Origin of the sequence: Leuconostoc citreum, from assembly GCF_004354555.1 — a bacterium.
GTDB classification, from domain to species: domain Bacteria; phylum Bacillota; class Bacilli; order Lactobacillales; family Lactobacillaceae; genus Leuconostoc; species Leuconostoc citreum.
In genome coordinates this window covers 17080-42387 of record NZ_PUFH01000002.1, presented here as the reverse complement: position 1 = coordinate 42387, position 25308 = coordinate 17080, and the positions used below count along the sequence as shown (strand labels likewise).

The following is a 25308-nucleotide window of genomic DNA, read 5'->3' as shown; positions in this document are numbered from 1 at the left end:
ACAATTGTGTGACAAAGAGAAAGTTTGAGGTTGATGTATGCCAAATAATAGAAATATTAAAACTATTGCTTGGGCTCGTGTGACAAAGCATTTCAAAGCAGCCTTTTTAGTCTCACTTGTACCAATGATTTTAACAGTATTAAGTGTTATGTCTAACCATAACCGCACTACTAACTTTACTGATGATCGCATGTTAGACAACAGTGATTATACAAATGTCCCACATGAAATCAATCATTTTTTACAAGACAACTGGCCCACTATATTATTAGTTTCTCTTGTTATTGCTGCATTTCTGCTCGTCATCAGTGCTGTAATGAGTGCCGTCGCAACGTTCTTTACGGAAAGTTCGGTTAGCGGATTTATTGATTGGCATGAAACCAATGTCACACCAGAACACCCAATTAAAGCTGGCTTTCAATTACTCACAAGTATGAACTTTAAAATTGCGCTACTACGTGCTATTTATACCATACTTTGGTCACTATTATTCATCGTCCCTGGTATTATTAAAAGTCTATCTTATTCGCAAGCAATATATTTATATCGCGATGATTTACGCCATGGTCGAGAAATTAAGACAGCCAACACTTACATCTCTGAATCAAGAAAGATGATGTATGGTTTCAAAGGACAACTATTTATCATGTATTTAAGCTTGATTGGTTGGTACTTTGTCACACTAATCACTTTTGGTTTGGCAAATATTTTTGTTTTACCATACACGCTAGCTATTCGTGCTGAATTCTACATTGCCCTTCGCGAATTACTCCCACCAACCGAACAAAATACCGTCTTATAAAAAAAGAATGTGCCAAGCACATTCTTTTTTATTGCTTATGCTAATCCTTTAGAAACGTAATCAGCTCAAATAAGCAAGTAGTACACCAAACAAAACATTTAATCCTGTAAAGCTAATCTGCAATAATAATGTTATTCGCGGTATTAATAAACAACCTAAAAATATACCTTGGCAAGAAACAATAATCACGATTAAAATTGTGACGGTTAAAATTCCAACGCCTTGTTTACTCTTCTCAATAAATTTTTCTCGATTTCCAAACATCAACCGCCCTCATTTATACTATAAATTAAAAAAATCCTATACCCTACATCTCAAGTAATAGCCTATCGTGTAGGCTCAGTAGATGCGTTGTATAGGAAAACCCCTAGTTTGATGATAATGCTTCACTTGTCGTTCAGCTCCCCAAAAACTATTCTATCAAATTGTTTGATTAGAAATTTCAACTCTTCCAAGTTTAAATAGATTAGTGACTTTATCTAAACTATGTGATAAAATACACTACTTTCAACACTGTCAGACTTGCACTGGGGGAGTAAACCCTTTATAATAATTAGTTAGCTAACTAATTATTATAAAGGGGTATACTTCATGACAGAATCAATTGGTAAATTACTCAAAATCGCGCATACATCACTCATGCGAGATTTAGATGCAATTGCTCAACCTCACGGCCTGACAGCCGTTCAAATGACTATAATTGATTATCTCAGTAACGCGAGTCGCGTGACGACTCAGCATGATATTGAGCAAGAATTTAATATTCAAGGTTCCACAGTCACTGTTATGCTAGATCGCATGGCCAACAAAAACTTGATCACACGTCAAAAGAGTACGAAAGATAAGCGTATTAATGAAATTCATTTGACGACTCGCGGTTTTGAGGTCAGTGACATCATCAAAGGTTACATTGCTGAACACGATAGTCGTATGTTAGCCCCTTTTACAGATGCTGAACAAACTGTTATTTTACAATTTTTAAAAATGGTCGGTCAATCTGTCACGCAAAAGGAGAAATAATTTATGGCTACAACAGTAGTTCCTAAGCAGCATGTTCTAGCTATCATTTCCGTTGCCTTACTGGCAGCCGGCGGCATTATGATAGAAACAGCTATGAATGTCACTTTTCCAAAACTAACGCAAGTTTTTCATACATCTCTTAATAACATACAATGGGTAACAACCGCTTACCTTTTAGCTGTTACTGTGACTATGACAACAAGTGCCTACTTAACCAACCGCTTTGGCGCCAGGCGAATATGGCTAACTGCCAATCTATTATTCATTGGTGGTACAATATGTGCCGGCTTTGCTAACAGCTTGGCAATATTACTTCTCGGTCGTGTATTGGAGGGCATAGCAGCCGGACTTGCTATGCCACTCATGTTTAATTTAGTTCTCTCGCTTATTCCTAAACCAAAAATTGGTGTATGGATGGGTATTGGTGCCATGGTAATTAGTTTGGCGCCTTCTTTTGGCCCTACCTATGGTGGCGCCTTGATTGAAACTTTAGGCTGGCGGGCTATTTTCTTTACGTTATTAGTAATTCCAATAGCCTCTTTATTACTTGGCTGGCATAATATTGCTCATGTAGCAAAACAAAATAAGCATCTTTCATTTGATTTCATCGCGTTTTCATTATTAGCTATTGCCTTAATCACCGGATTATTAGTCGTCAACCAACTAGAAACAGGGCGGTTAAATATATTATTTTTAATCCTAGCCATTATTTCAGTGACTGCTTTTATTTATAAATCTCAACATAGTCAGAAAGTATTTCTCAATATCAGACTATTTAAATCGCAAACATTCACACTGTTACTCATTCCTGTCACATTTTATATGTTTGCCAATCTTGGCCTAAGTTTATTAATTCCCAATTATTTGCAGGCTAGTGCTGGCACAACTAGCTTCTTAGCCGGATTTGCTTTATTACCAGGCACATTATTTGGTGCCTTTCTATCACCTTATTTTGGGTCATTATATGATAAAGTTGGCGCAACTAAATTAATTTTTTTAGGGAATGGTATTTTTACCATCAGTTTGTTCGGCATGGCACTTTTAACACATCGTCTGGGATTTATATTAATTTTAATTAGTTATATTATTTTTACTATTGGTCGCAGTATGGCTTTTAGTACCGGTATGACAGCAGCTGTTGATCAATTGCCTATTGCTCAACAAAACGATGCCAACGCTATTCTACAAGCATCACAAATGTTTATGGGTGCCCTGGGTACCACAGTGGCGGCATTATTGGGGTCTAACCAAGGTGGCATTGCCGTTGGCTTAAACCAATTTTTATGGCTACTTTTTGTCATCGCATTACTACTATTTCTGCTTTTTTGGTTACAAAAACACTTAGCTGAGGCTACTAAGTGATTACCATGCAATGTTTCATGTGAAACGTTACATGGTAATGTGGGGATAGCATCATTGGCTGTTACGCTAAACCTTTAAAAGTATTGCATTGTTAGCCGTTTTATGATAATTTTTGTTATAACAAATTGACCGGAGACAAGTATGCATATTGGTATAAAAATTAAACAGCTCAGAATCTCGCAAGGACTCACACAACAAGAATTTGCAGACAAACTTTTTATTTCCTATCAATCTGTTTCTAACTGGGAACGTCAAAAACGTCATCCAACAGCTGAAATGATGCTCACAATGATTGAAACGTTCAATTTGCCGTTAGATTTTTTCATCATGGCGCATGATAAGGCTCATGATAACGAAGAAGATTTAATTTTATCTGCTTTTTTAACCAATATGTCACATAATTTAGATGAAATTCCTACTTTAAAATCGATTCAAAAAGTATCAGGTATTTCTATTCATCGTATTAAGGCCTACTTTCCATCTTTTGACGATATCATTTATGCCTTCATTAACAAAATCGATCAGAGCATTAAAACTCAAGTAGCAGATAGCTTAGCGACTAATAAGCCTGTTCTCGACACCTTCATCGATGATATGGCGCCTATGCTGTATCAAAAAAAAGATGCACTGCATATTTTATACACACGTCCCTATATTAGGGGCGTGTGGACACAATTCATTCGTTCGAAATATAAATATTTACTAGTCCAGTATAATCGAGATAATCAAACTGATGCCTTACGTACAGAATATCTCATCGAGACATTAATGGCCTTTATATCCGTATGGATGAGTCAAGAGATCCCTGAGCCCCTATCTGAATTTCAAAGTCGGATTAGACAGCTCACTGATAGTCGCATCAGCATTTGGTTATCCTAACCAGTATTTTTGATATAAAAAAGCGATACAGCATAGTATCGCTTTTTTATGGTAAATATGGCTTTGTAATTTCGTCATCAGATTGTTTCAAATCTGATACTGTTCCTGTAAATATAATGTGACCACCGTATTTGCCACCACCTGGCCCAGTCTCAATCAACCAATCACCCTGACTAATCAAATTTAAGTTATGCTCGATAATTACAATTGTATTCCCTTTTTTGATAAGTGATGAAAAAAGCGCCAGTAATAAATCTATATCTTTCAAATGTAATCCTGCACTTGGTTCATCCATGATATAAACACTGCCCTTTTGATTAAGGTACTTAGATAGCTTAGCCCGCTGTAACTCACCACCAGACAATGTCGTAAATGTCTGATCTAATTTTAAATAACCGAGTCCGACATCATTAATGGCTTGCAAGCCTTGTTTTATCTTTGGCTGCTTTTTAAAGAAAGTCAGAGCCTGGCTAGCCGTCATAGCTAGCACATCAACAATTGTTTTTCCGTTATATTTGTATGCTAAGACTTCAGGTCGATATCGCGTGCCTGAACACAGTTCACAAGTTGTTGTCATATTATCCATAAAATACATATTATGAACAATCACCCCTTTACCTTTGCAATTCGGGCATGCTCCCTGCGAATTAAAACTAAACAATGCTGCACTAACATGACATGTCTGAGCAAAAAGATGACGAATCTCGGTAAATATATCCAGATAAGTAATCAGTGTGGATCGACTACTTTTACCGATTTCTTTTTGTGAGATACTAATGACAGCTTGCCCCGACTGTGTTAATTGTTGATTTATAATCTTAGCTAGTGATGATTTTCCAGAACCAGCAACACCACAAATAACAGTTAATGCTTGCTGTGGTATTTTGAAAGAAACATGATTGACTGTATTAGCACTTTGATCATCAAACAAAAACCAGTGTGACATCTCGCACTGTTGTTGCGCATATTGCAGTGGTCGTTGGATTAAGCGATTAGTTTGTGTAGATGACAGCAAAAATTGATCAATTGTTCCAGAAAATATGACTTCGCCACCATTAACACCAGCCCCAGGTCCAATATCAATGACATAATCTGCTTTTTTTATCAGTAAAGGATTATGTTCAACAATCAAAATTGTATTCCCCTGATTTTTTAGTCGTGCCAAACAAAACATAATTTTTTCAATATCTTTTGGGTGTAGACCAGCACTAGGCTCATCCAATACATAAAGCACATCATTTAACGAGCTAGTCATATGCTTAGCTATTTTTAGTCGTTGGGCTTCACCACCAGATAGTGTTTCGGTTCGATGCGCCAGATTTAAGTAATCTAATCCAATTTGCATTAGTGCATCTGCATAATCTATAATTTTATGTTTAACATCAGCAACTAACTCATTATCAATCGTCTGAATGAAATCTTTTAATTCATTAATCTGCAAAGTTGACAGCTCATATATGTTTTGACCATTTATTTTTGAAGATAGTGCTGCCTGATTTAAACGCGCGCCGTGGCAGGCTGAACATAGCTCAGAATGGACAAAAACTGCCAATTGGGCTGCATGTCTTTTCCCCTCATCTGTATTGATAATACTTCTTTCAAATCGTGGTACAAGACCTTCATAAAGTGCTGTTTTAGGCCAACCATTTGCCGCATGATTAAGTTTAATTTGTGGTGAGTAAAGTAATAAGTCTAATTCTTTCTTACTGTAGTCTTTTATTTTTTTATCTAAATCAAATAACCCGCTATAAGCATATCGCTTCCAACGCCAAGCATCTCTGCCAAATGTCGGAAAATTGATTGGTCCTTCATTAAGCGACTTATCAAAATCAACAAGCTGATGTAAGTCGATTTTTTTTTGTAATCCTAAACCGTTACATATAGGGCACTGCCCTTGTGGATCATTAAACGAAAAGGCATCAGAGTAACCTACAAATGGCACGCCAATTCGTGAAAACAGCAATCGTAAATAGGTATAAAGCTCCGTGTATGTGCCTACTGTCGATCGCACATTCCCTCTCATTTGACGCTGTTCAATTGGTATGGCAATCGGTAAATTTTTAATCCGAGATACAGATGGTCGTCCGTATTTAGGTAACACATGTTGAACATAGCTGGAAAACGTTTCATTGAGCTCCCGACGTGATTGTGCCACAATCGTATCAAAAACCAAGCTCGATTTTCCAGAACCTGATACACCCGTAAAGACTGTCATTTTATGCTTTGGAATAGTCACAGAGATATCTTTTAAGTTATTCTGATTCGCATGTTCAATTTCAATCCATTGGTTTGCCATAATCGTCCCCTCCAATTATCATTTGTTTCCTAGCTATTATCTCATAACTCTCTTTTAATCACCAAAGCTGTATTGCCGGTAGTAAAAAGCGTGGCACCTAATTGGCGCCACGCTTTTTATTGCTTATGCTATGCACAAGACTAAACTAGCATGTCATATCATCGTAGAATATCAATCAAATTTTTATTACTTGCTGTTTTGGCTGGTAATATTCCAAAAACAAGACCGACAACTGTTGACGTGCCAAAAGCTAATATGAATGTTGCTAATGAGACACTGGCTTTGAATGGTAAGAATACTGAAATTCCCATAGCAATCCCAAGACCACCTAGATAACCAATCATACCGCCACTAAGTGTTAGTAGCACGGCCTCAATTAAAAACTGCCACAAAATTTGATTTTGTGAAGCACCCACTGCCATACGAATGCCAATTTCCTGTGTCCGCTCACTAACCGCAATATACATCATGTTCATCACACCAATACCGGCAATGAACAATGAAATGCTCGCGACAGCAACAATAAAGTAAGTAATCCCTTTAATAACAGCACTGATACCTTTAAGCATTGCAGCCATATCGTAAAACTGATAATCCCCTGTATTATGTTGTGAGCCACTGCTATTAAGTTGATCCACTATTTTTTGAGTTTCCTTAGAGACATTTGTGCCTGTAGTAAACGTTAGCTTCAAAGTATTTGCAGCACCATTATTGTTATTGGTTTCAAAAACTTGACGTGGCAAAACGACATCATAGTTTTGATAACTCCCTTGGACCGCATCGTTACTCAAAATACCAATAATAGTATAAGTTGTCCCATTAATATCAATACCTGCATTCAAAGCATTTTTAACTGTTTCATAGCCTTTTTTGGCTATGCGTTGACTGACCAACGCTACTGGGTTCCCGACCAATATATCTTGCTTTGATATGCCACGCCCAGTTGTTAAAAACTTTTGATTCGCAGACTGTGCTAAATATGTCGTTGAATCAATATTTTTACCGTTAATGTTGCCCGTAGCTGATAAAATACCATGATCATCGGACTGGACATTACCCTTAGTTACCTTATCATTTTCTCGTATGCGATTTAAATCATCATCACTAAACCCTGATACTTTGCTGTCATTTTTTGATACAAACTGGATTTCAGTAGATTGTTTGCCACTCGTGTCGGCCTGAAGATTTTTCATCATTGCCAATCGTGCCCCATCGCCAAGTGCTAAGATTGTAATAACTGCAGCAATGCCTATTACAATCCCGACCATTGTCAGAACACTCCGTCGTTTGTTGGATAGAAGGGAGCGACATGCACTGACAAAAAGTTCACGTATTTGCATGTGATACCTCCTCATCACTTTTAATGCGACCATCTAGAATACGAATTAAACGATTGGTTTGTAGGGCAACCTCTTCATCATGGGTAACCATAATAACAGTTGTTCCATCCTGATTTAAGGCTTTAAACAGTGCCATAATTTCAGCTGAAGTGGCTGAATCAAGTGCTCCTGTTGGTTCATCAGCTACCAAAAAGTTAGGCCGAGTTACAATAGATCGTGCAATAGCAACACGCTGCTGCTGTCCTCCAGACAAATTTTTAGGCAACTTATGATAACTATTTGGCAAACCAACTTGTGCTAGTACATCATTAACGCGCGCAAAAATATCCCGACGCTTCATACCAGCATACAATAAAGGTAACCCAACATTCTCGCCAACACTCTGATTTGTTATTAATTTAAAATTCTGAAAAATAAATCCCACAGATTGGTTTCTCAATTTTGCGTGCTGTTTACGATTCAATTTACTAACTGTCACGTCGTCAAACACATAACTACCATCGAAATGTTGATCTAAAAAACCTATAATATTTATCAAAGTTGACTTGCCAGAACCGGAAGGACCCATAATGGCGACAAATTCACCAGCACTGATTGTTACATTAATATCGTGTAATACTTGGTAGTCATCGCCACCTTGTCGATAACTTTTAGCAACGTCAGACAAATTAATCATGCACAGCCTCACCATTTTTCAAATGACTATCTGGATTAAGAACAATTTTTTCACCTTTTACAATGCCCGATTTAACAATATAATTGGTGCCCGCTTGTACAACATCAGCACTGATACGCTGTGCTTTACCATCACTGATTTTATATAAGTTTCCTTGATATACAGCTGATTTTGGTATCTTTAAATCTGATTGTTGAATCTTAACTTTAACACTCTGCCCATACAAAAAATCGTTATTTACCGTAGCCGAGAAAGGATAATAAGTGGTTCCCTTTCCTTGATCTGTAGGGATTTGCTCAATTTTTGTGATTGTTGTTTCTTGCGTCGGCGTGCCATCTATGCCGCTAACTGACAATTTATCACCACTGTGTAACTTGTGATAATCATATTCTGATACATTGGCCTTCAAAACTTTATCAACAGCATTGAGCGTTAATCCAGGCAAACCATCTTTTTTATTGTAATCCACAGAAACAATCCCATCAAAAGGCGCCGTTACAGCTGTCGTTACTTTGCTTTGTAACGCTACTAACCTATTCTGTGCTTCTTGCACATCCACATTGGCATCATTTATGATTTGTTGCGATTGCGAATCAGACGGCCCTTTACCTCGTTCATTAGCCCGATTATTTGCTTGTTGTGCAACATCTTTTATGCTTGTTCCAGCTCGACTTGATTGACGCATCATCTCTTTTTGCGCATCAACTGCTTCTTGAGCTTCTGGATTATTAACCGTCATTAATATATCCCCTTGGTGCACATTCTGGCCATCACTAACATTAAGTTGTTGTAGCTTTCCAGCTGGTGCGTTGAGCACTTGTGTTTTACTTGCTATTACTTTCCCAGACATTGAAAGCGCTGGTGTCGTAGTTACCGTATAACTTTGATACCCTTTTTTATCTTTTGTCGCTGTTTTATGCGTTGTTTTTTGATAAGTTGTCACACCAGCAGTTGTGAGTAACCCAATACCAACCAAACTGCTTACAACAATTAATGCCGTTTTTGTCGATTTTTTCATACTATTCCCCCAATTACCGGAATTTATTTAAAAGCAAACTTTGTTACGACGTTCATTGCAACAGTCAAAACAACAATAATCACAAAATAGATAATCTGCGTGCGTTTTGTAATGACATTTTCTTTGCGCAAAATAAGTGTATAAATAATAGCTGAAATAATACTACTGATAATATTGACGCTCGTATTACCAGACTTGTATAGTGTTAACACTGTTATCGCAAAAACATTGACAATTGCCATTGGTAAGGCACTGATACTCCCTGCATACCAAGATGTTAGAAATGAGACCGTGTGCTGGTCTTCTTGCCCTAACTGTGACAACCAGATAAACAGCTTGTTAATTAAGGCACCAATAATCACACTGATAATAACAACAGTGCTGACGGAAGCCAACAACATCGTGCTATTTAACTTCATTTCATTTGTAGCATTAGTTCCAACTGCAGTTATCATACTAATACCGACCAGTACCAATGTTGCCAAAATTGCAATAATCGCTTGATTCTTTTTATTCATAATTTTTCTCCTCTTGTTACGCTTTGAGCAATAATAGTTACATTATACGTGAGTCATCTATCACTTTGTGCCCATTTTTCTATGTAGACAAAAACTATTATTTATGGTAAAAATCGAAAAGAGCCAGTACATATTAACGCTTCTCGGCGTTAGTTAGTTATTGTTCTACCGCTTTATTTTCCACGAGGCCCTCTATTTGAGAAATAATGGTTTATACAGGCTACTGTTTCTATAATTTCAGGTAACATAAATAATAAATAAAGGAAAATAAAATTATATATACCAAAGTGACACGATGTGCTAATAATCCCAATAGCCATAACAATATCATAGCTATCTAGGGGTCTAACTGTCAGATCAAGCTTTTTCTTTATTTTTAAACACATAAATTAGCGATGTTATTGAAAAGATGATTATACCAATAAAAGATATCAACATCCAAAAAAGATTGCGCTTCCTTTCTTTAAATAAAAAAATATATAGGATAAACATTGCGAATGATAACCACATTATCCACCCTGATAATTTCGAAGTGATTGGCACATCAAGTACCACAGATGTATGAGAAAGATTATTGACATTATGAATCAATTCTGTGGCACCATGAATACTTAATATTAGACCTAATAAGGTGACACATAATAATAGGGAAAGATATATTACTTTAGTGGAATTGTTAGTCATAAGTAAACCTCTAATATTGCTGCTACACCTAATAATATGAACATAGTTGCCAAAAATAATTTTTCGTATCCTAAATTTTTATACAAATATGCAATTTGTCTATAATAAAGAGCCTGTTTTATTTTTCTAGATAAATAAAAACTCATTAAACTGGCTACTAAAAAAGCAGATAACTCCAAGGTAGCATAAGGTACCAAGACAAACAAAATCGTCTGACTAGGTAAGTTTGCCATAACAATACCAAATGACAACCCATTAATAAACAAAATAATACAAGATAATAAACCAAAGGTTATTATCCCACCAAAAATAATTAATAGGATGACACCAATATTGTGATTCCATATCTGTTCAATTTTTAAATCAACATTTTTGTGTAAATCTGGTTGCATACTATGAGGCGCAAACTCGTAACCTATAAGACTGCCAAATATCACCACCATAGATGTCATCAGTAAATCTTTTTTTAGTCGCATCAAATTAAAATCCGACGCCTGCGGCCATTCCCATAATAGCTAGATAAGCCTTCGCGGTAGCTATAAATGGTGCAAAAGCAGGATAAGCAATAGCTACTGCGTAAGCCCCTCCGGTACTCATAATATGAACAATTGAAAACGCAACCGGTTCTGAAATGCCGAATCTCTGAACAAGCATTCCTAACATATTCATTAACATGTTGTAATTCCTCCATTATTTAAAATTTACTTATTACCAACCAATTGTTGCAGCAGTACCAATAGTAGCAATAAGTCCTTCTATCGTTAATAGCCATGGCGAAAAATAAGGAAACGCTGCAATAAATACCCAACCTACTCCTCCAGTTACAAGCTGCACTCCCCACGCAGCTGTTGCGCGATCAATGTGAAACTTTGCTACCAATTCTCCCAACCACAAATTTCTTATTCCCTGGACAAGTAAAAAGGTTATGCCAATTGCATATAATCTTTGCCATGTTTTTGACCGTAAAGTCATGTTATTCCTCCTTTTGATAAATTTAATGTTCTAACAATATAAATAAGCTACATATTGATTGCTCATCTTATTACAAGAACATTTTTTATTCTATCATGTACTAATAATTGACTACGCCACTTTTTTTTGTCATATTTCCCATCACCAAGTATTACTGATATAATATACAAAAAATGGAGATTAGCTCACATGTTAAAATTTATGCTTCGAGATTTACGAAAAACTTTTCAACTTTCCCAAGAGCAGTTCGGCGCAAAAATTTTTGTTTCGAGACAAACTGTTTCCAATTGGGAACGTGGTGTTAGTGAACCACCATTGGCAACACTGCTAGCCATTGCTAATACTTTTGATGTGCAATTAACAACATTATTAGAACATCTGCATCATGAAACCGACTAACGATTCCCATTATATTCATTGACTTTAAAACTATGCCTAACAAATTACTTTGACAACCATAGTAATTTGTTATATGATGTACTCAAAGCCGAACAGAGGATTAAAAAATGGCCATTTCAAAAGATCTCATTCGTGGGCATATTGACACGATTATATTAAATATACTTAATCAGAGTGACTCATATGGTTACCAAGTTGGTAAATCAGTTCGCATATTAAGTCAGAATCAATATGATTTGAATGAAGCAACGCTGTACACGGCTTTCAGAAGGTTAGAAAAAAGTGGTGATATTACAAGTTATTGGGGCGATGAAACACAGGGCGCCAGACGAAAATATTATAAAATCACCCCAGCTGGACAAGCTCATCTCACTCATGCCATTGCAGAATGGGCATTTGCTAAAAACGTTATCAGTCAACTGATTACCGGTACTATTGCAGAAGGAGAGGAATCATGACTTCAATTGAAATGGCAATTCGAACACGCTTAGACGTTATTTTTTCGAAATACACACCGAACGAACAACTAACAGAATTTAAGGAAGAGTTGGTGGCTGATCTACTAGATGCTTATCAAGATTTTGCTAAGCAAGATAAATCACATGACGAAGCACTTGATGACGCTTTTGCACAGTTGGGTGATATTGACACAATTTTGCGTGAACTTAGTCAAACTAAAAAACAAGAAAATGACGACTCAAAAAGTCAGACGAAAAAATCGTCATTTTTTGAATTTTCAAACGACGGTCTCCATCTCGGTAATCTCCATATCGATGGTCAAGGCGTTCGTCTTGGCGATGATATTGTTATTGATGGTAAGCACGATAAAGTACAATTAGGTGATTGGCTCCATGTTGATCGTTCTGGTGCACGTGTTGGTCGTAAATATTATCGTTTTGACGAAGATGAACCTTCTGATACCACGCATACGCCTAGTTGGTCAGTAGCTCATCATAATGCGCAGATTCCCACTAGTGATAAACCTTTCGTTTTTGATTATAAAAACGCTGACGTCCATTTTTATAGTAATGACAAAGCAGATTTAATAACACTTGATGAATTTTTTAGCCGTGATAATAACCGCTACTTTGCAGATATTCAAGAAACTAATGAGCAGATTTCAGTTACGCAAGGCGATAATCCATTATTGTTCCATGTCCGAACACAAGTTAATATTGGTTTACCCAAAGACTTTAATCACGGTAAGATAACAATGATTAACCACTCTGGTCGTATCATGGCACAGGATCTCAGCCTACAGCAATTTAACCTATACTTACATGCTGGTAACTTTAGGGGCAATCATATTCAAGCTGAAACTGCTAACTGGCAAATTCACGCTGGGGAAGTTAAAGTACAGGAACTAAACTTTAAGCATGCCGATATTTTTAATAAGTCTGGTAATCTTAAATTAGACAATATGACCGTTGAAGACAGCCACATCACAGTCACATCTGGTACTGTTCAAATTTCTCATTTTACCGGTGGTGGTCAGTTTGCTACGCATACGGGTTCTTTGCGTTTACGCATCGATAAATTGACTGATGACCTTAAATTACAGGCCAAGACTGGCTCAATTAGAGTAACAATGCCTGAAAGTCAAGATTGCTATTTTAATTTATCTGCTAATATGGGCAGTATCGTCATGGATCACACCGAGACAACGCACTTCGATAAAAACACAAATAGTTATAAGTGTGGGTTCTACGGTGATAATCCAAAATTCACAATTGACGCAAATGTCGACTCTGGTACAATTAAAGTGTATTAGACTGTCTTAAAATCTTAATTGCAATGGAGACAACAATAATATGAAAGAATATTACCATCATATCCATGATTCGCATGGCTTACAAGCTTATGGTGTCGGCTTTTTATTAGCTGCAGGCCTTGAATTTGCAACATCACATGATTGGTTTGCCACATTATGGCACGCTCTTCTCAGCTGGGCTTCGGTTGGCTACTATATTGCCGTAACCGTTCAGCACTTAATTAAATAAAGGAGATTGACTATGACAAAGAAGAAAAATTTGACCCGTTCGCACAAAAATCGTATTCTCGGCGGTGTATTGGGCGGTGTTGCCGAATACTTTGGTTGGAATGTGACAATCACGCGACTCATTTATGTGTTGATTACGCTAGCAGCTTTCCCTGGTATCATATTTTATATCTTAGCTTGGATTATTATCCCTGATGATCCAAGGCAGTCAACTTCTTACTATGGTGATGGTCGCCGAAAAGATATCACACCTGATGATTTTTAACTAATAATAAGTATTTCATTATTTTTGCTCGTACTATTAAGTATCTTATAGCAAAGGTGGTGAATAAAATGTTTCAATTTTTATCAAAGTTGATTACTCGTAAAAAGGGTATTTCATAACAAAAAGCAGATGACTTTTGTCATCTGCTTTTTCATTGCTAATTATGCTTCACTATCCTCATCATCTCTTGCTGCGCGCGACAGAAGTTCTGATACTTGTGAAAGTTGTTCATTATTTAATACTGTGTCATCGGTCACATCGGTAGCGATTTCATCAGGTAAATCTTCCTGATCTACCTTCGTTAAGGTTGCCACTTTAGTGCCTTCTTCCAGACGAATTAAACGAACACCTAACGTGGCACGACCTGTTTGACTCACAGAATCTGCTGCAAACCGAATCATGACCCCTTGTGTCGTTGTTACCATAATATCTTCATGGCCATGAATAATTGTCATGCCAGCTAATACACCATTTTTATCAGTAATATTAGCAGTTTTGATGCCTTTTCCACCACGACCCTTGATAGGATATTCACTGGCTGGCGTTTGCTTTCCAAAACCTTTTTCTGTAATGACCAACACATTGTCTGACGATGTCACCACATCTGCTCCAATAACAACATCATTATCACGTAAGCGTATACCACGGACACCAGCTGCTGATCGGCCCATAACACGCACAGAATCCTCAGCAAATCTGACTGAATAACCCGCTTGCGTGGCGATTAGAATGCTTTGTGTCCCATTCGTAATTTGAACTGAAAGCACTTCATCCCCGTCATGTAAGGTTAATGCTTTTAGACCATTTGTTCTGATGTTAGCAAATTCACTGACGGCAGTACGTTTAACAACGCCCAATCGTGTGACGAAGAATAAGTAGTCCTTACTTTCACTCGCTTCACCACGAACACTAATGACAGCTTGAATTTTTTCATCGTCTTCAAAGTTTAATAAATTAACAACTGGGATGCCCTTAGCTTGTCGGCCATATTCGGGTACTTCATACCCTTTCATCCGATAAACCTTCCCTTTATTAGTAAAGAAGAGCAAGGTATCGTGAGTTGAAGTTGCTAACATTTGGTCGACAAAATCCTCATCATTGACATTCATGCCTTGAACACCACGACCACCACGATTTTGTGCTTTAAATTCTGCTTGTGGGACGCGCTTAATATAACCGTTGCGTGTTAATGTCACAATCACATCTTCTTCTTCAATCAAGTCTTCATCTTCAAGATTTGTCACATCCCCAACCTGAAGCTCAGTGCGACGTGCATCCCCAAATTTTGTTTGGATTTCTAGTAATTCATCATAAATAATTTGATCAACACGTTCTTGATGTGCCAAAATATCTTTCAAATCAGCAATTAATGCAACCAATTTTTGGTATTCGTCCTCGATTTTATCTCGTTCCAAACCAGTTAAACGCACTAATCGCATATCTAAAATTGCTTGCGCCTGTTTATCTGATAACGCGTAACCATCAATCAAACGTGTCTTGGCCTCTTCAGAAGTTGCTGAAGACCGAATAATATTGATAATGGCATCAATATGATCTAGGGCAATACGTAACCCTTCTAGTATATGCGCACGAGCCTGAGCTTTTTGTAAATCAAATGCTGTACGACGACGAATGACTTCCCGTTGATGCGTTAAGTAAGCTACCAGAATATCTTTAAGGCTCATTGTCTGTGGCTTGCCACCATTGATAGCCAGCATATTAAAGCTAAAGTTTGTTTGTAATAAGGTTTCTTTATAAAGATTATTTAATATCACACTGGCTGACGTGTCACGTCGCACATCAATTGAAATACGTAAACCATCACGATCTGATTCATCGCGGATACCAGTAATACCTTCAATACGCTTGTCTCTTGCGAGTTCTGAAATACGTTCAATCAATCGTGCTTTATTAACAGCATATGGCAACTCTGTCACAATAATCTGTTCTTTACCAGTTTTTGTTTGCTCAATATCGACTTTAGCGCGAACTGTAACGCGCCCACGCCCAGTCTCATAAGCACGACGAATACCTGATTTACCCATAACAATGCCACCAGTTGGAAAATCCGGTCCCGGCAAAACATCCATAAGATCTGTTGTGGTAGCATCAGGATTGTTCATCAAAACATGCAGCGCTGAGATAACCTCACCCAAATTATGTGTAGGAATATTAGTCGCCATTCCCACCGCAATACCAGTCGCCCCATTAACTAATAAATTAGGGAAACGTGATGGCAAAACCTCTGGCTCACGTTCTTCGCCATCATAGTTTGGCACAAAATTAACTGTATCTTTGTTAAGATCACGTACCATCTCCATCGCGACTTTTGATAAGCGCGCTTCAGTATAACGCATTGCCGCTGCGCTATCACCATCGACAGATCCAAAGTTACCGTGTCCATCCACAAGCATATGACGATATGAAAAGGGTTGTGCCATACGTACCATTGATTCATAAATTGCTGAATCACCGTGAGGATGGTACTTTCCCATCACATCACCTACAATACGTGCAGACTTTTTATGTGGTTTATCTGGTGTATTGCCTTGTTCAATCATTGAATACAAAATACGACGATGAACGGGCTTCATGCCATCACGAACATCAGGTAATGCACGCGCAACAATAACTGACATCGCGTATGATAAAAATGATGTTTTCATTTGTTCTGACAAATTCGCATTACGAATGCGCGTGTCATTTTGTTCAGACATTTCTTACTCCTTAATAACGTTATTCTTGAATTTATGTACTGCTTAATTAACTAAGCAGTTTTGTGATGTATTTGATTTAGCTTGCCACTAAATATCCAAGTTTTCGACGAAAACCGCATTCTCTTCAATGAACTCACGACGCGGTGCAACATCATCACCCATCAACATATCAAATATGCTATCCGCTGCTTCTGCATCAGCTGGATCAACACGTAATAAACGACGATTTAGTGGGTCCATGGTTGTATCAGCTAACTGATCAAAGTCCATTTCTCCCAATCCCTTATAACGTTGTACTTTTGGCTTAATATTTGCTGGTAACTGCGCCAAATAATCTTCTAGTTCCTCATCTGAATCAAGATATTCGCGATTCTTTGAATTGCCCAAAGCAACACCATACAACGGTGGTTGCGCAATATAAATGTAACCTGAATCAACTAACGGCCGCATATAACGATAGAATAGCGTCAGCAATAATGTCCGGATGTGTGCGCCATCCACATCAGCATCTGTCATGATAATCACTTTATGATAATTCGCTTTTTCAACGTTAAAATCATCGCCAAAACCTGTACCCATTGCCGTAAACAATGAGCGGATTTCTTCATTAGCCAAAACCTTGTCTAGCGTTGCTTTTTCAACGTTCAAAATCTTACCACGAATTGGTAGGATAGCTTGTGTTAAGCGATTTCTTCCTTGTTTAGCTGAGCCGCCGGCAGAATCGCCCTCAACAATAAATAACTCAGAGATTGCTGGATCATTTGACGTATTATCTGCCAATTTTCCTGGTAAATTACCAATCTCTAGGCCGGACTGTTTCCGTGTCATTTCGCGCGCACGTTTAGCTGCTAAGCGCGCTTTTTGCGCTAAAATACCTTTTTCAACGATTTGCTTTGCCACAGCGGGATTTTCCATCATAAAGCGACTGAAGGTTTCAGAAAACATGCGATCAGTTGCTTGGCGGGCATCAGAGTTCCCAAGTTTTGTCTTGGTCTGACCCTCAAATTGTGGGTCCGGATGTTTAATTGATACAATGGCTGTCATGCCTTCACGTACATCTTCACCAGTTAGACTTTCGGCATTTTCTTTGAGCTGGCCGTTCTTTCTGGCATAATCATTGATAACGCGTGTTAGCGCAGTTTTGAAGCCTGTTTCGTGTGTCCCACCTTCATAGGTATTAATGTTATTCGTAAATGTACGTAAACTATCCTTCACATCTGTTGTATATTGTAAGGCAGCTTCAACGACAATCCCGTTTTCTTCCCCTTCAACGTAAACAGGCTCTGGGAAAACAACCACTTTCTCGGCATTAAGATACTTTACATATTCTTTAATCCCACCTTCATAGTGAAAACTTTCCGTCATCGGCGTTTCGGCACGATTATCTGTAATTGAGATACGCAAGCCCTTGTTTAAAAATGCCAATTCCCGCACACGAGTTAATAATGTATTGTAATTAAAGGTGGTTGTTTCTCTGAAAATATCGGCATCCGGCTTAAAATGAACAATTGTCCCACGTGCAATTGTTGGTTTTTCATCCAATTTAACCATACGGGTATTTACGCGACCAACTTTAAAGTCCATATAATAAACTTGCCCATCACGGACAACTTTAACATCTAAATTGGTTGACAAAGCGTTAACAACTGATGCCCCAACACCATGCAATCCACCAGAGACTTTATAGCCACCGCCACCAAATTTACCACCAGCATGCAACACTGTAAAGACTGTTTCAAGCGCTGGTTTGCCAGTTTTAGTCTGGATGTCTACCGGGATTCCGCGCCCATCATCAGTGACCGTGATTGAATTATCGGCTTCAATTGTGACTGTAATATGTGAGGCAAAGCCGGCCAAAGCCTCATCAATACCATTATCAACAATTTCCCAAACAAGATGATGCAACCCTTGGGCTGTTGTCGTTCCAATATACATTCCTGGTCGCTTACGTACAGCTTCTAAACCTTCTAAAACTTGAATTTGATCGGCATTGTAATCTCCAGCATTAGCCGTGACCGTGCTGGCACTGCGAATCTCTTCATCATCTGTCACGATACCATCAATGTTTTCGATTTCATTATTATTTTCTTCAGACATATTCAATCCTTTATGTACTTGTTACTTTTCCGACGTATGCTTTGCTTCTAACGTGATTTCTCCTTGTTTCACGTGAAACACCTTAGGCGTATGAATCAATTGCCGTGCGACATCACTTAAAGAAGGCGCCGTGATAAAGGTTTGCACCTTATCCTGAATGGCCAATAAAAGATGTGTTTGGCGGCTTGCATCTAGCTCGCTTAAGACATCATCTAGTAATAAAATTGGATACTCGCCCGTTTCTTGTGCCATTAAATCTATCTCCGCTAATTTAATAGCCAACGCTGTTGTCCGTTGTTGCCCTTGCGAGCCAAAAACAGCCACATCATTCTCATTAACGATAAACTGTAAATCATCACGATGAGGTCCAACTACGGTCGAACCTTGCATCACTTCACGTGTCCGCTGTCGATTTAAAGTTGCTGCAAAGGTTGCTTTGATTTGCTCTAAATCTGCATGCTCTTCAAAATCAATACTTGTCTGGTAAACCAGTGTTAATTGTTCTCGCTGATTGGATACTTCTGCATGAATAGGCTGAGCTGCTGCTTGCAACCGCCTTACAAAAAGTTGCCGCGCCAAGATTACTTCTGCTCCAACTGAGACAAGCTGATCGGTTAAGACATCCAGAAACACAGTATCCTTAGTTTGTTTCAGTTGCAACCGTTTTAGATAAGCGTTCCTATCTTTCAAAATGCGTCGATACTGCGTGATGTTGTAGAGATACAGCGGATTCATTTGCCCGAATTCCATATCAATAAAGCGACGACGAACGCTTGGTGCCCCTTTTACTAATTCTAAATCCTCAGGAGCAAATAAAATAACATTTAATTGTCCAACATATTGAGATAACTTGGACTGCTCTAAATGATTGACACGTGCTTTTTTGCCTTTACTGGAAAAATGCAAAGACAAAGGTGTTTCGCTAATGTTTTTTTTAATACGACCGCTGATTGTGGTTTCTTTTGCTGTCCAATTAATTAAGTCTTTATCACTACTCGTTCGATGAGAGCGCGCTAAAGCTAAGACATAGATACTTTCTAACAAGTTCGTCTTGCCTTGCGCATTCTCACCTAAAAACACATTCACTCCGGGACTAAAGTCTAACTCCAAATTGGCATAATTACGATAATTAACCAGTTTTAGTGATGTGAGTTCCAAGAACCTGGTCCTTTGGGTCCTTTATTATTACGACCCGTAGCAGTTTGACGACCAACGCCACCTGAGCGCGTCCGATTTTGACGCCGTAATTCAGCAAAACGCGCCTCTTTACGTACTTTAGCCGCTGCTGCTTTTTGAGCCTTAATACGGTCATCACGCACTGTTTTTTTAGCTGCTGCTGCACGCTCTGCCTTCTCTTCTTGTGCAGCAACAATTAATTCGTCAGCATTTTCTGCTAGTGCAATAATAAAAGTTTCATCGCCGACAATGATTTCATCGTGATCATATAACTTCTTACCGCGTCTGTTCTCCTGTTCGCCGTTCAATAATACAGGAAAATCCATAAGATAGTATTTTGCTTGCCCGCCTGAAGAAATAATATTTTCTTCCTTTAGTAATTGTGTGAGTGTGATATATTCAGTTGTAATTTTTACAGTTTTCGTCATATTAGTTACCTTTGTATTATACCATTTTTTCAACTTGATAGCTTTAAAAAACGGCCTAAAATCGATTTTAAGCGATTTTAGGCCGTTTTAAGCATAAGTGTTTGATTGTCTATAAAATTATTTAAAACGCCTATGAGCAATTAAAAAGTTCTTACTGGCGTAATCAATTGTAACTGCTTATTATCAGTTTCCCCAGCTGGCGTTAATGTAAACGGTCTCAAATTACTTGTGAACTTAACATCCACAGGCTTACCACTAAATACTCGGAGTGCGTCACGAACGTAATCTGGATTAAATGAAATTTCTAAGTCTTCTCCGGCAACTGACTTAGTGACCAACTCTTCTTGTACTTGGCCAACTTCTTGAGATGTCCCTGTTAATGTCGCAACACCAGCTTTCAAAGTGAGTTGTACCACGTTGTTACGACTTTCATGACTCAATAGGCTCGCACGGTTAATGGCCCCAAGCAATGCACCGGCATCCATGGTAAGTTCCGTTGTACTCTCTGTTGGAATTAAGCGATCAGTTTCGGGGTAATTACCTTCTAGTAAACGAGAATAGAATGTTGTATGACCTAAATCAAAAACAGCTTGATTTGCAGATAATTTAATATCTACACGATCTTGCCCTTCTAGCAAACTTTGTAATTCGTTGAATGATTTAGCTGGAATAATCACATCAGCTGAGACATGTGCCTCTGTGCCGGTTAGCGTGACAATACGTTGTGATAAACGATGTGAGTCTGTTGTAACAGCTTTGACGTCATTGCCATTAAGCGCTAAATGAATGCCTGTCAAAATTGGTCGACTTTCTTGCGTGGATGCTGATATTTTTGTTTGCGAAATAATATCAATTAACTGTGCTGCCGAGACACTCAAACTTTGCACATCATCCATTTCAGGTAATTGCGGATAGTTACGAACATCTTGACCATTAATTGTAAATGCTGATGCTCCTGAAGTGATATTTGCACGTAGGCCATCAACTGCCAACATTAAATCATCAGCTGGTAAATTCTTAACGATGTTTGCAAAGAATGTTGCTGGTAATGTAATGCCGCCCTTTTCTTTAATCACAAGCTGTGCTGTTGTATCTGATTGTTCAATGCGTGTCTCAATAGAAATATCACTATTAGATCCAGTCAAAATGAGCTCGTCTTCCGATAGCACAATTTTGATATTTGTCAAAATAGGAATTGTTGTGCGTGATGAAATTGCACGTGCAATTTCATTGAGTGATTTGATAAAAGCCTGACGATTAATTGAGAATTGCATATTTATGCTCCTTTTTAGTATCTAAGGCGATGCCTATTTGTAATTAATAGATTAAAAGATCTAGTAGTAATAATAAGGGGTGTTTATCTTGTGGATAAGCGGCTGTGTATAACAGCTGTCTTAATTCTGCTTGTTCACAACACTGTGTGTAAAACGCTTTGTTTTTACAAAGTTATTCACACGGCTTATTTACCATTTTTTATTTCATCGGTTAAGGCATCTAACATCTCTTTTGTCCGAGCATCTGATTCAGCCTTTTCAGTTATCTTGTTGGTTGCGTGCAGTACTGATGAATGATCTCGGCCACCAAACGAGCGGCCAATATCAGGCAAACTTTCATTGGTCAATGTTCGTGTCAGATACATAGCAACATGTCGTGCGGTGACTAAATCTTTTTTACGGCTGGTACTTTTTAAGTCATCAATTGTTTGCATGTAATAGTCCGCTACAACTTGTTGAATACGCTCCACCGTAATTTTAAAGCCTTGATTAATATTTAAGTCACCTAAAATTTGTTGTGCAGTCTCTTTGGTTGCCGGCTTATTTCTGAAACGCAACATGGCTTCAAAACGATGGAACGTCCCTTCTAATGTTCTAATATTTGAATCAATTTTATCAGCAATCAATTCTAAGACATCATTTGGAATCGTTAGACCATCTGTCTCGGCGAGGTTTTTTAAAATGGCGACACGTGTTGGTAAATCAGGCTTTTGGATATCCATCGAGATGCCTGCCTCAAAACGTGATGTTAGACGTGATTGCAAATCAACAATTTCAGTTGGTAATTTATCAGAGGTCATAATAATTTGTTTGCCTGTTTTAGTGAGCACATTAAAGGTATTAAAAAATTCTTCTTGCACCTTTTCTTTGCCCGACCAAAATTGAATATCATCAATTAATAACAAATCAACGGTACGATATTCTTTCTTAAAAGCCGCCGTTGCACCTTCACCAGCACGTAATGATTCAGTGAAGTCATTAAGAAAATCCTCTGCTGTTGCATACTTAATACGAGCAGAAGGCGTCGTTTTAGAATAAGCATTGCCGATAGCTTGCATCAGATGTGTTTTGCCTAAACCGACACCACCATAAATAAGATACGGATTATAAACACGGCCAGGATCTTCGGCAACGGCACGAGCGATAGCATAAGCATTCTCATTACCAGTGCCAACAACAAATTTATCAAATGTGAAATTTTCGTTGAGATCAGATTCGCGTGTGAAGGTCAAGTTTTCAGAAGTCAGTGGCATGGTTTTTGGTAAAATGTCTGCTACGCGTAACTCAGGCTTAATAAAACCTTCAGCAATCTCCATCGCGTATTGAACAAAACTCATGGCATAAGATTTATTCCAATTATCGATGATATCAGTACTTTCATCAGCAGGGACTTCTAAAATAATGCTGGATTCAGTTAAGGTTATTGGTATTAACGGTTCTATATAGGTATCAAAAGAAACGGGGCCAATTTCCTGATAGAATTTAGCTTTAATTTGATTCCATAGTTCCTCTTTTGTAATTGGTTTGGTCACGAATATCTCTCCTAATAAATCATGTGCGCACAAAAATAACGACGATATGTCGGGCATGACACACGAGTCAACTTTTCTATAATTAAAGAAGAAGTAGCAAAGATAATTATAACAGTAAGAAAATTAGTTTTCCACAGGTGAAGGACAACTTTATAGAATATCAACAACTGTGGACACAGAAATAAACAGAATGTGGATAGAAACACGAACAAATGTGCGAGTTATCCACAAAGAAACAATGTTGTGCACACGCTAAAGTGGGTAAGGACAATATTTGAGGTTTGTTATGAACATTATCCACAATTTTGTAATCACAAGTTGTGGATATGTGGATAAGTGCCAAATAGCCTTGTGGGTAAAAAATGAAAGAACCTTGTTGTTACACAGGGTTGTTGTTGTTTTTGGATAACATTGTGAATTGTAAAGAAAATCTTAAGGTGCTTAAATTTTAATGTTTTTAATACCACAATATTTGTTATAATGGGGCGTATGATTGTATTGTTTAACAAACCCTATAATGTTTTAACGAAGTTTACCGACACTGAAGGCCGTGCAACCTTAGCAGACTATATTGATATACCACGTGTATATGCTGCTGGGCGTTTGGACATGGATAGTGAGGGGCTTTTGTTGTTGACAGATCAAGGGCATTTGAACCATGCATTGACTGATCCAGATAATAAAGCTTACAAAACTTATGTTGTACAAGTCGAAGGAATCCCCACCAAAGCGCAACTTAAACAGCTTGAGCAGGGTGTCGACCTTAAGGATGGCTTAACATTACCAGCGAAAGTAAAACGAATACCATATCCTAAGTGGTTATGGGCGCGGGAAAAACCAATTCGCACACGGCAAAATCAACCAACGAGTTTTATTCAGTTAAAAATAAAAGAAGGTCGTAATCGCCAAGTTCGACGGATGACAGCTGCAGTTGGTATACCAACTTTAAGATTAATTCGAACGCATATTGGTGATTATCATTTGGCAGATTTGCAACCAGGACAGTATCGAATTATTAAGTGAATTGCGTTTAATTACTATAAAATGAGTGATTTTTTTAATGCAAAACGGCAAAGAAACATTATAATAAGAAAATAAACAAATTTAATGAGGTGAACCATGGGACGCAAGTGGGAAAATATCAAAATGAAGAAAGCGCAGACCGATGGGGCTGCCGCTAAAGTGAATAGTAAGTACGGTATTGAAATTTATGCTGCTGCCAAACAAGGTGGCAGTGTTGATCCAGAAGCAAACTCAACTTTAAAGTTTGTCATTGATCGTGCTAAGCAAGCACAGGTACCAAAACATGTTATCGAACGTGCTTTAGAGAAGGCCAGTGGTTCCGGAGACGAAACTTTTATTACCGGCCGTTATGAAGGATTTGGACCTAATGGCTCATTGATCATTGTTGATACATTAACATCTAATGTTAACCGGACAGCAACAAACGTACGCACTGCTTTTAACAAAAATGGTGGAACGTATGGGGCTGCCGGATCAGTCAGTTATCTATTTGATGAAACTGGCGTGATTGTTTTTGCAGGGGATGATGCCGATGACGTATTGGAAACGCTACTAGACGCCGAAGTAGACGTACGTGATGCCGAGCAACAAGATGATCAGGTTGTCGTATACACAGAACCAAGTGACTTACATAAAGCCATTGGCGCATTAAGACAAAGTGGTGTTTCAGAATTTTCAACGACTGAAATCACAATGTTACCACAAGCAGAAGTGACCCTTGAAGGAGATGACTTAGCAACCTTTGAGAAGTTAGTTGATGTACTTGAATCCGATGAAGATGTACAAACTGTTCACCATAACGTCTCATTATAATTTACTCAAAGCCTAGCC

At 38.1% G+C, this 25308-nt stretch carries 25 protein-coding genes; 11 read left to right on the top strand and 14 right to left on the bottom strand.

The features are described 5' to 3' along the window. Positions 1-37 precede the first annotated feature (37 nt). From C5L21_RS00715 to C5L21_RS00695, 4 genes are all read left to right on the top strand, one after another. Positions 38-802: a DUF975 family protein gene (locus tag C5L21_RS00715; RefSeq protein ID WP_004905116.1), complete on the top strand. Its 765-nt coding sequence runs from the start codon at positions 38-40 to the stop codon at positions 800-802. Between the two features lie 591 nt (positions 803-1393). Further along, positions 1394-1822, top strand: a complete 429-nt coding sequence (locus C5L21_RS00705; RefSeq protein ID WP_004905120.1) for a MarR family winged helix-turn-helix transcriptional regulator — start codon at positions 1394-1396, stop codon at positions 1820-1822. Between the two features lie 3 nt (positions 1823-1825). Continuing rightward, positions 1826-3184 (top strand): MFS transporter, encoded by a 1359-nt coding sequence (locus C5L21_RS00700; RefSeq protein WP_133285978.1) that lies wholly within the window; start codon positions 1826-1828, stop codon positions 3182-3184. Between the two features lie 141 nt (positions 3185-3325). Then, positions 3326-4063, top strand: a complete 738-nt coding sequence (locus C5L21_RS00695; protein ID WP_004902283.1) for a helix-turn-helix domain-containing protein — start codon at positions 3326-3328, stop codon at positions 4061-4063. A gap of 46 nt (positions 4064-4109) precedes the next feature. On the opposite strand, the gene C5L21_RS00690 is transcribed toward C5L21_RS00695, so the two are convergent. From C5L21_RS00690 to C5L21_RS00655, 8 genes are all read right to left on the bottom strand, one after another. Next, positions 4110-6359 carry an ATP-binding cassette domain-containing protein gene (locus C5L21_RS00690; RefSeq protein WP_085699464.1) on the bottom strand — a complete coding sequence of 750 codons (2250 nt, stop codon included), beginning with the start codon at positions 6357-6359 and terminating at the stop codon, positions 4110-4112. 158 nt (positions 6360-6517) lie between these two features. Continuing rightward, on the bottom strand, positions 6518-7699 hold the full coding sequence (locus C5L21_RS00685) for an ABC transporter permease (protein ID WP_085699465.1): 1182 nt from the start codon (positions 7697-7699) through the stop codon (positions 6518-6520). Continuing rightward, positions 7686-8375: an ABC transporter ATP-binding protein gene (locus tag C5L21_RS00680; RefSeq protein WP_004902272.1), complete on the bottom strand. Its 690-nt coding sequence runs from the start codon at positions 8373-8375 to the stop codon at positions 7686-7688. The genes C5L21_RS00685 and C5L21_RS00680 overlap by 14 nt, the downstream gene beginning before the upstream one ends. Continuing rightward, on the bottom strand, positions 8368-9393 hold the full coding sequence (locus tag C5L21_RS00675) for an efflux RND transporter periplasmic adaptor subunit (RefSeq protein ID WP_085699467.1): 1026 nt from the start codon (positions 9391-9393) through the stop codon (positions 8368-8370). Before C5L21_RS00675 ends, C5L21_RS00680 begins: the two co-directional genes overlap by 8 nt. Before the next feature lie 23 nt (positions 9394-9416). Next, on the bottom strand, positions 9417-9911 hold the full coding sequence (locus C5L21_RS00670) for a hypothetical protein (protein WP_004902267.1): 495 nt from the start codon (positions 9909-9911) through the stop codon (positions 9417-9419). A 680-nt stretch (positions 9912-10591) separates the two neighbouring features. After that, positions 10592-11071, bottom strand: a complete 480-nt coding sequence (locus C5L21_RS00665; protein ID WP_133285977.1) for a stage II sporulation protein M — start codon at positions 11069-11071, stop codon at positions 10592-10594. A 4-nt stretch (positions 11072-11075) separates the two neighbouring features. After that, the gene (locus C5L21_RS00660) at positions 11076-11270 is read right to left on the bottom strand and encodes a hypothetical protein (RefSeq protein WP_085699471.1); all 195 of its coding nucleotides are present in this window, start codon (positions 11268-11270) and stop codon (positions 11076-11078) included. 33 nt (positions 11271-11303) lie between these two features. Further along, complete coding sequence (locus tag C5L21_RS00655) at positions 11304-11567, bottom strand: hypothetical protein (protein WP_085699473.1); 264 nt, start codon at positions 11565-11567, stop codon at positions 11304-11306. Positions 11568-11756: 189 nt separating this feature from the next. Here C5L21_RS00655 and C5L21_RS00650 point away from each other — a divergent pair, with 189 nt between their 5' ends. From C5L21_RS00650 to C5L21_RS00630, 5 genes are all read left to right on the top strand, one after another. Beyond that, the gene (locus C5L21_RS00650) at positions 11757-11966 is read left to right on the top strand and encodes a helix-turn-helix domain-containing protein (protein WP_085699474.1); all 210 of its coding nucleotides are present in this window, start codon (positions 11757-11759) and stop codon (positions 11964-11966) included. Positions 11967-12073: 107 nt separating this feature from the next. Continuing rightward, on the top strand, positions 12074-12424 hold the full coding sequence (locus C5L21_RS00645; RefSeq protein WP_004902253.1) for a PadR family transcriptional regulator: 351 nt from the start codon (positions 12074-12076) through the stop codon (positions 12422-12424). Beyond that, positions 12421-13737 (top strand): DUF4097 family beta strand repeat-containing protein, encoded by a 1317-nt coding sequence (locus C5L21_RS00640; RefSeq protein ID WP_133285976.1) that lies wholly within the window; start codon positions 12421-12423, stop codon positions 13735-13737. Before C5L21_RS00645 ends, C5L21_RS00640 begins: the two co-directional genes overlap by 4 nt. Positions 13738-13777: 40 nt before the next feature. Continuing rightward, positions 13778-13966, top strand: a complete 189-nt coding sequence (locus tag C5L21_RS00635; RefSeq protein WP_004902247.1) for a hypothetical protein — start codon at positions 13778-13780, stop codon at positions 13964-13966. 12 nt (positions 13967-13978) lie between these two features. Further along, positions 13979-14230: a PspC domain-containing protein gene (locus tag C5L21_RS00630; RefSeq protein WP_004905131.1), complete on the top strand. Its 252-nt coding sequence runs from the start codon at positions 13979-13981 to the stop codon at positions 14228-14230. Between the two features lie 161 nt (positions 14231-14391). Here the strand turns inward: C5L21_RS00630 and gyrA are convergent, their stop codons facing one another. The 6 genes from gyrA to dnaA form a co-directional block, all read right to left on the bottom strand. After that, positions 14392-16947, bottom strand: coding sequence for a DNA gyrase subunit A (gyrA, locus tag C5L21_RS00625; RefSeq protein WP_085699478.1), 2556 nt, complete (start codon positions 16945-16947; stop codon positions 14392-14394). Positions 16948-17034: 87 nt separating this feature from the next. Continuing rightward, positions 17035-19044: a DNA topoisomerase (ATP-hydrolyzing) subunit B gene (gyrB, locus tag C5L21_RS00620; RefSeq protein ID WP_004902237.1), complete on the bottom strand. Its 2010-nt coding sequence runs from the start codon at positions 19042-19044 to the stop codon at positions 17035-17037. Positions 19045-19065: 21 nt separating this feature from the next. Next, entirely contained in the window at positions 19066-20202 is a 1137-nt protein-coding gene (gene recF / locus C5L21_RS00615; protein ID WP_004902234.1) for a DNA replication/repair protein RecF, read from the bottom strand. Next, a complete protein-coding gene (yaaA, locus tag C5L21_RS00610) occupies positions 20184-20648 on the bottom strand; it encodes a S4 domain-containing protein YaaA (protein WP_004902231.1) in 465 nt (154 codons plus the stop codon). Before yaaA ends, recF begins: the two co-directional genes overlap by 19 nt. A 140-nt stretch (positions 20649-20788) precedes the next feature. Next, positions 20789-21922: a DNA polymerase III subunit beta gene (dnaN, locus tag C5L21_RS00605; protein WP_085699480.1), complete on the bottom strand. Its 1134-nt coding sequence runs from the start codon at positions 21920-21922 to the stop codon at positions 20789-20791. Positions 21923-22107: 185 nt separating this feature from the next. Beyond that, positions 22108-23454: a chromosomal replication initiator protein DnaA gene (gene dnaA, locus C5L21_RS00600; RefSeq protein WP_004905133.1), complete on the bottom strand. Its 1347-nt coding sequence runs from the start codon at positions 23452-23454 to the stop codon at positions 22108-22110. 489 nt (positions 23455-23943) lie between these two features. On the opposite strand from dnaA, the gene C5L21_RS00595 reads away from it, so the two are divergent. Both C5L21_RS00595 and C5L21_RS00590 read left to right on the top strand, forming a co-directional pair. Beyond that, positions 23944-24477 carry an rRNA large subunit pseudouridine synthase E gene (locus tag C5L21_RS00595; RefSeq protein ID WP_012305457.1) on the top strand — a complete coding sequence of 178 codons (534 nt, stop codon included), beginning with the start codon at positions 23944-23946 and terminating at the stop codon, positions 24475-24477. A gap of 96 nt (positions 24478-24573) precedes the next feature. Then, on the top strand, positions 24574-25290 hold the full coding sequence (locus C5L21_RS00590; protein WP_004902218.1) for a YebC/PmpR family DNA-binding transcriptional regulator: 717 nt from the start codon (positions 24574-24576) through the stop codon (positions 25288-25290). The last annotated feature ends 18 nt before the right edge of the window (positions 25291-25308 follow it).

What these genes read in the sequence shown, in the direction of transcription:
- C5L21_RS00680 (WP_004902272.1), bottom strand. Translation starts at nt 8,375, where the DNA reads ATGATTAATTTGTCTGACGTTGCTAAAAGTTATCGACAAGGTGGCGAT.
- C5L21_RS00705 (WP_004905120.1), top strand. Translation starts at nt 1,394, where the DNA reads ATGACAGAATCAATTGGTAAATTACTCAAAATCGCGCATACATCACTC.
- C5L21_RS00700 (WP_133285978.1), top strand. Translation starts at nt 1,826, where the DNA reads ATGGCTACAACAGTAGTTCCTAAGCAGCATGTTCTAGCTATCATTTCC.
- gyrA (WP_085699478.1), bottom strand. Translation starts at nt 16,947, where the DNA reads ATGTCTGAACAAAATGACACGCGCATTCGTAATGCGAATTTGTCAGAA.
- C5L21_RS00645 (WP_004902253.1), top strand. Translation starts at nt 12,074, where the DNA reads ATGGCCATTTCAAAAGATCTCATTCGTGGGCATATTGACACGATTATA.
- C5L21_RS00635 (WP_004902247.1), top strand. Translation starts at nt 13,778, where the DNA reads ATGAAAGAATATTACCATCATATCCATGATTCGCATGGCTTACAAGCT.
- C5L21_RS00690 (WP_085699464.1), bottom strand. Translation starts at nt 6,359, where the DNA reads ATGGCAAACCAATGGATTGAAATTGAACATGCGAATCAGAATAACTTA.
- C5L21_RS00650 (WP_085699474.1), top strand. Translation starts at nt 11,757, where the DNA reads ATGTTAAAATTTATGCTTCGAGATTTACGAAAAACTTTTCAACTTTCC.
- C5L21_RS00665 (WP_133285977.1), bottom strand. Translation starts at nt 11,071, where the DNA reads ATGCGACTAAAAAAAGATTTACTGATGACATCTATGGTGGTGATATTT.
- C5L21_RS00595 (WP_012305457.1), top strand. Translation starts at nt 23,944, where the DNA reads ATGATTGTATTGTTTAACAAACCCTATAATGTTTTAACGAAGTTTACC.
- C5L21_RS00630 (WP_004905131.1), top strand. Translation starts at nt 13,979, where the DNA reads ATGACAAAGAAGAAAAATTTGACCCGTTCGCACAAAAATCGTATTCTC.
- C5L21_RS00660 (WP_085699471.1), bottom strand. Translation starts at nt 11,270, where the DNA reads ATGTTAATGAATATGTTAGGAATGCTTGTTCAGAGATTCGGCATTTCA.
- yaaA (WP_004902231.1), bottom strand. Translation starts at nt 20,648, where the DNA reads ATGACGAAAACTGTAAAAATTACAACTGAATATATCACACTCACACAA.
- C5L21_RS00670 (WP_004902267.1), bottom strand. Translation starts at nt 9,911, where the DNA reads ATGAATAAAAAGAATCAAGCGATTATTGCAATTTTGGCAACATTGGTA.
- C5L21_RS00655 (WP_085699473.1), bottom strand. Translation starts at nt 11,567, where the DNA reads ATGACTTTACGGTCAAAAACATGGCAAAGATTATATGCAATTGGCATA.
- C5L21_RS00675 (WP_085699467.1), bottom strand. Translation starts at nt 9,393, where the DNA reads ATGAAAAAATCGACAAAAACGGCATTAATTGTTGTAAGCAGTTTGGTT.
- C5L21_RS00640 (WP_133285976.1), top strand. Translation starts at nt 12,421, where the DNA reads ATGACTTCAATTGAAATGGCAATTCGAACACGCTTAGACGTTATTTTT.
- C5L21_RS00590 (WP_004902218.1), top strand. Translation starts at nt 24,574, where the DNA reads ATGGGACGCAAGTGGGAAAATATCAAAATGAAGAAAGCGCAGACCGAT.
- dnaN (WP_085699480.1), bottom strand. Translation starts at nt 21,922, where the DNA reads ATGCAATTCTCAATTAATCGTCAGGCTTTTATCAAATCACTCAATGAA.
- C5L21_RS00695 (WP_004902283.1), top strand. Translation starts at nt 3,326, where the DNA reads ATGCATATTGGTATAAAAATTAAACAGCTCAGAATCTCGCAAGGACTC.
- gyrB (WP_004902237.1), bottom strand. Translation starts at nt 19,044, where the DNA reads ATGTCTGAAGAAAATAATAATGAAATCGAAAACATTGATGGTATCGTG.
- C5L21_RS00685 (WP_085699465.1), bottom strand. Translation starts at nt 7,699, where the DNA reads ATGCAAATACGTGAACTTTTTGTCAGTGCATGTCGCTCCCTTCTATCC.
- C5L21_RS00715 (WP_004905116.1), top strand. Translation starts at nt 38, where the DNA reads ATGCCAAATAATAGAAATATTAAAACTATTGCTTGGGCTCGTGTGACA.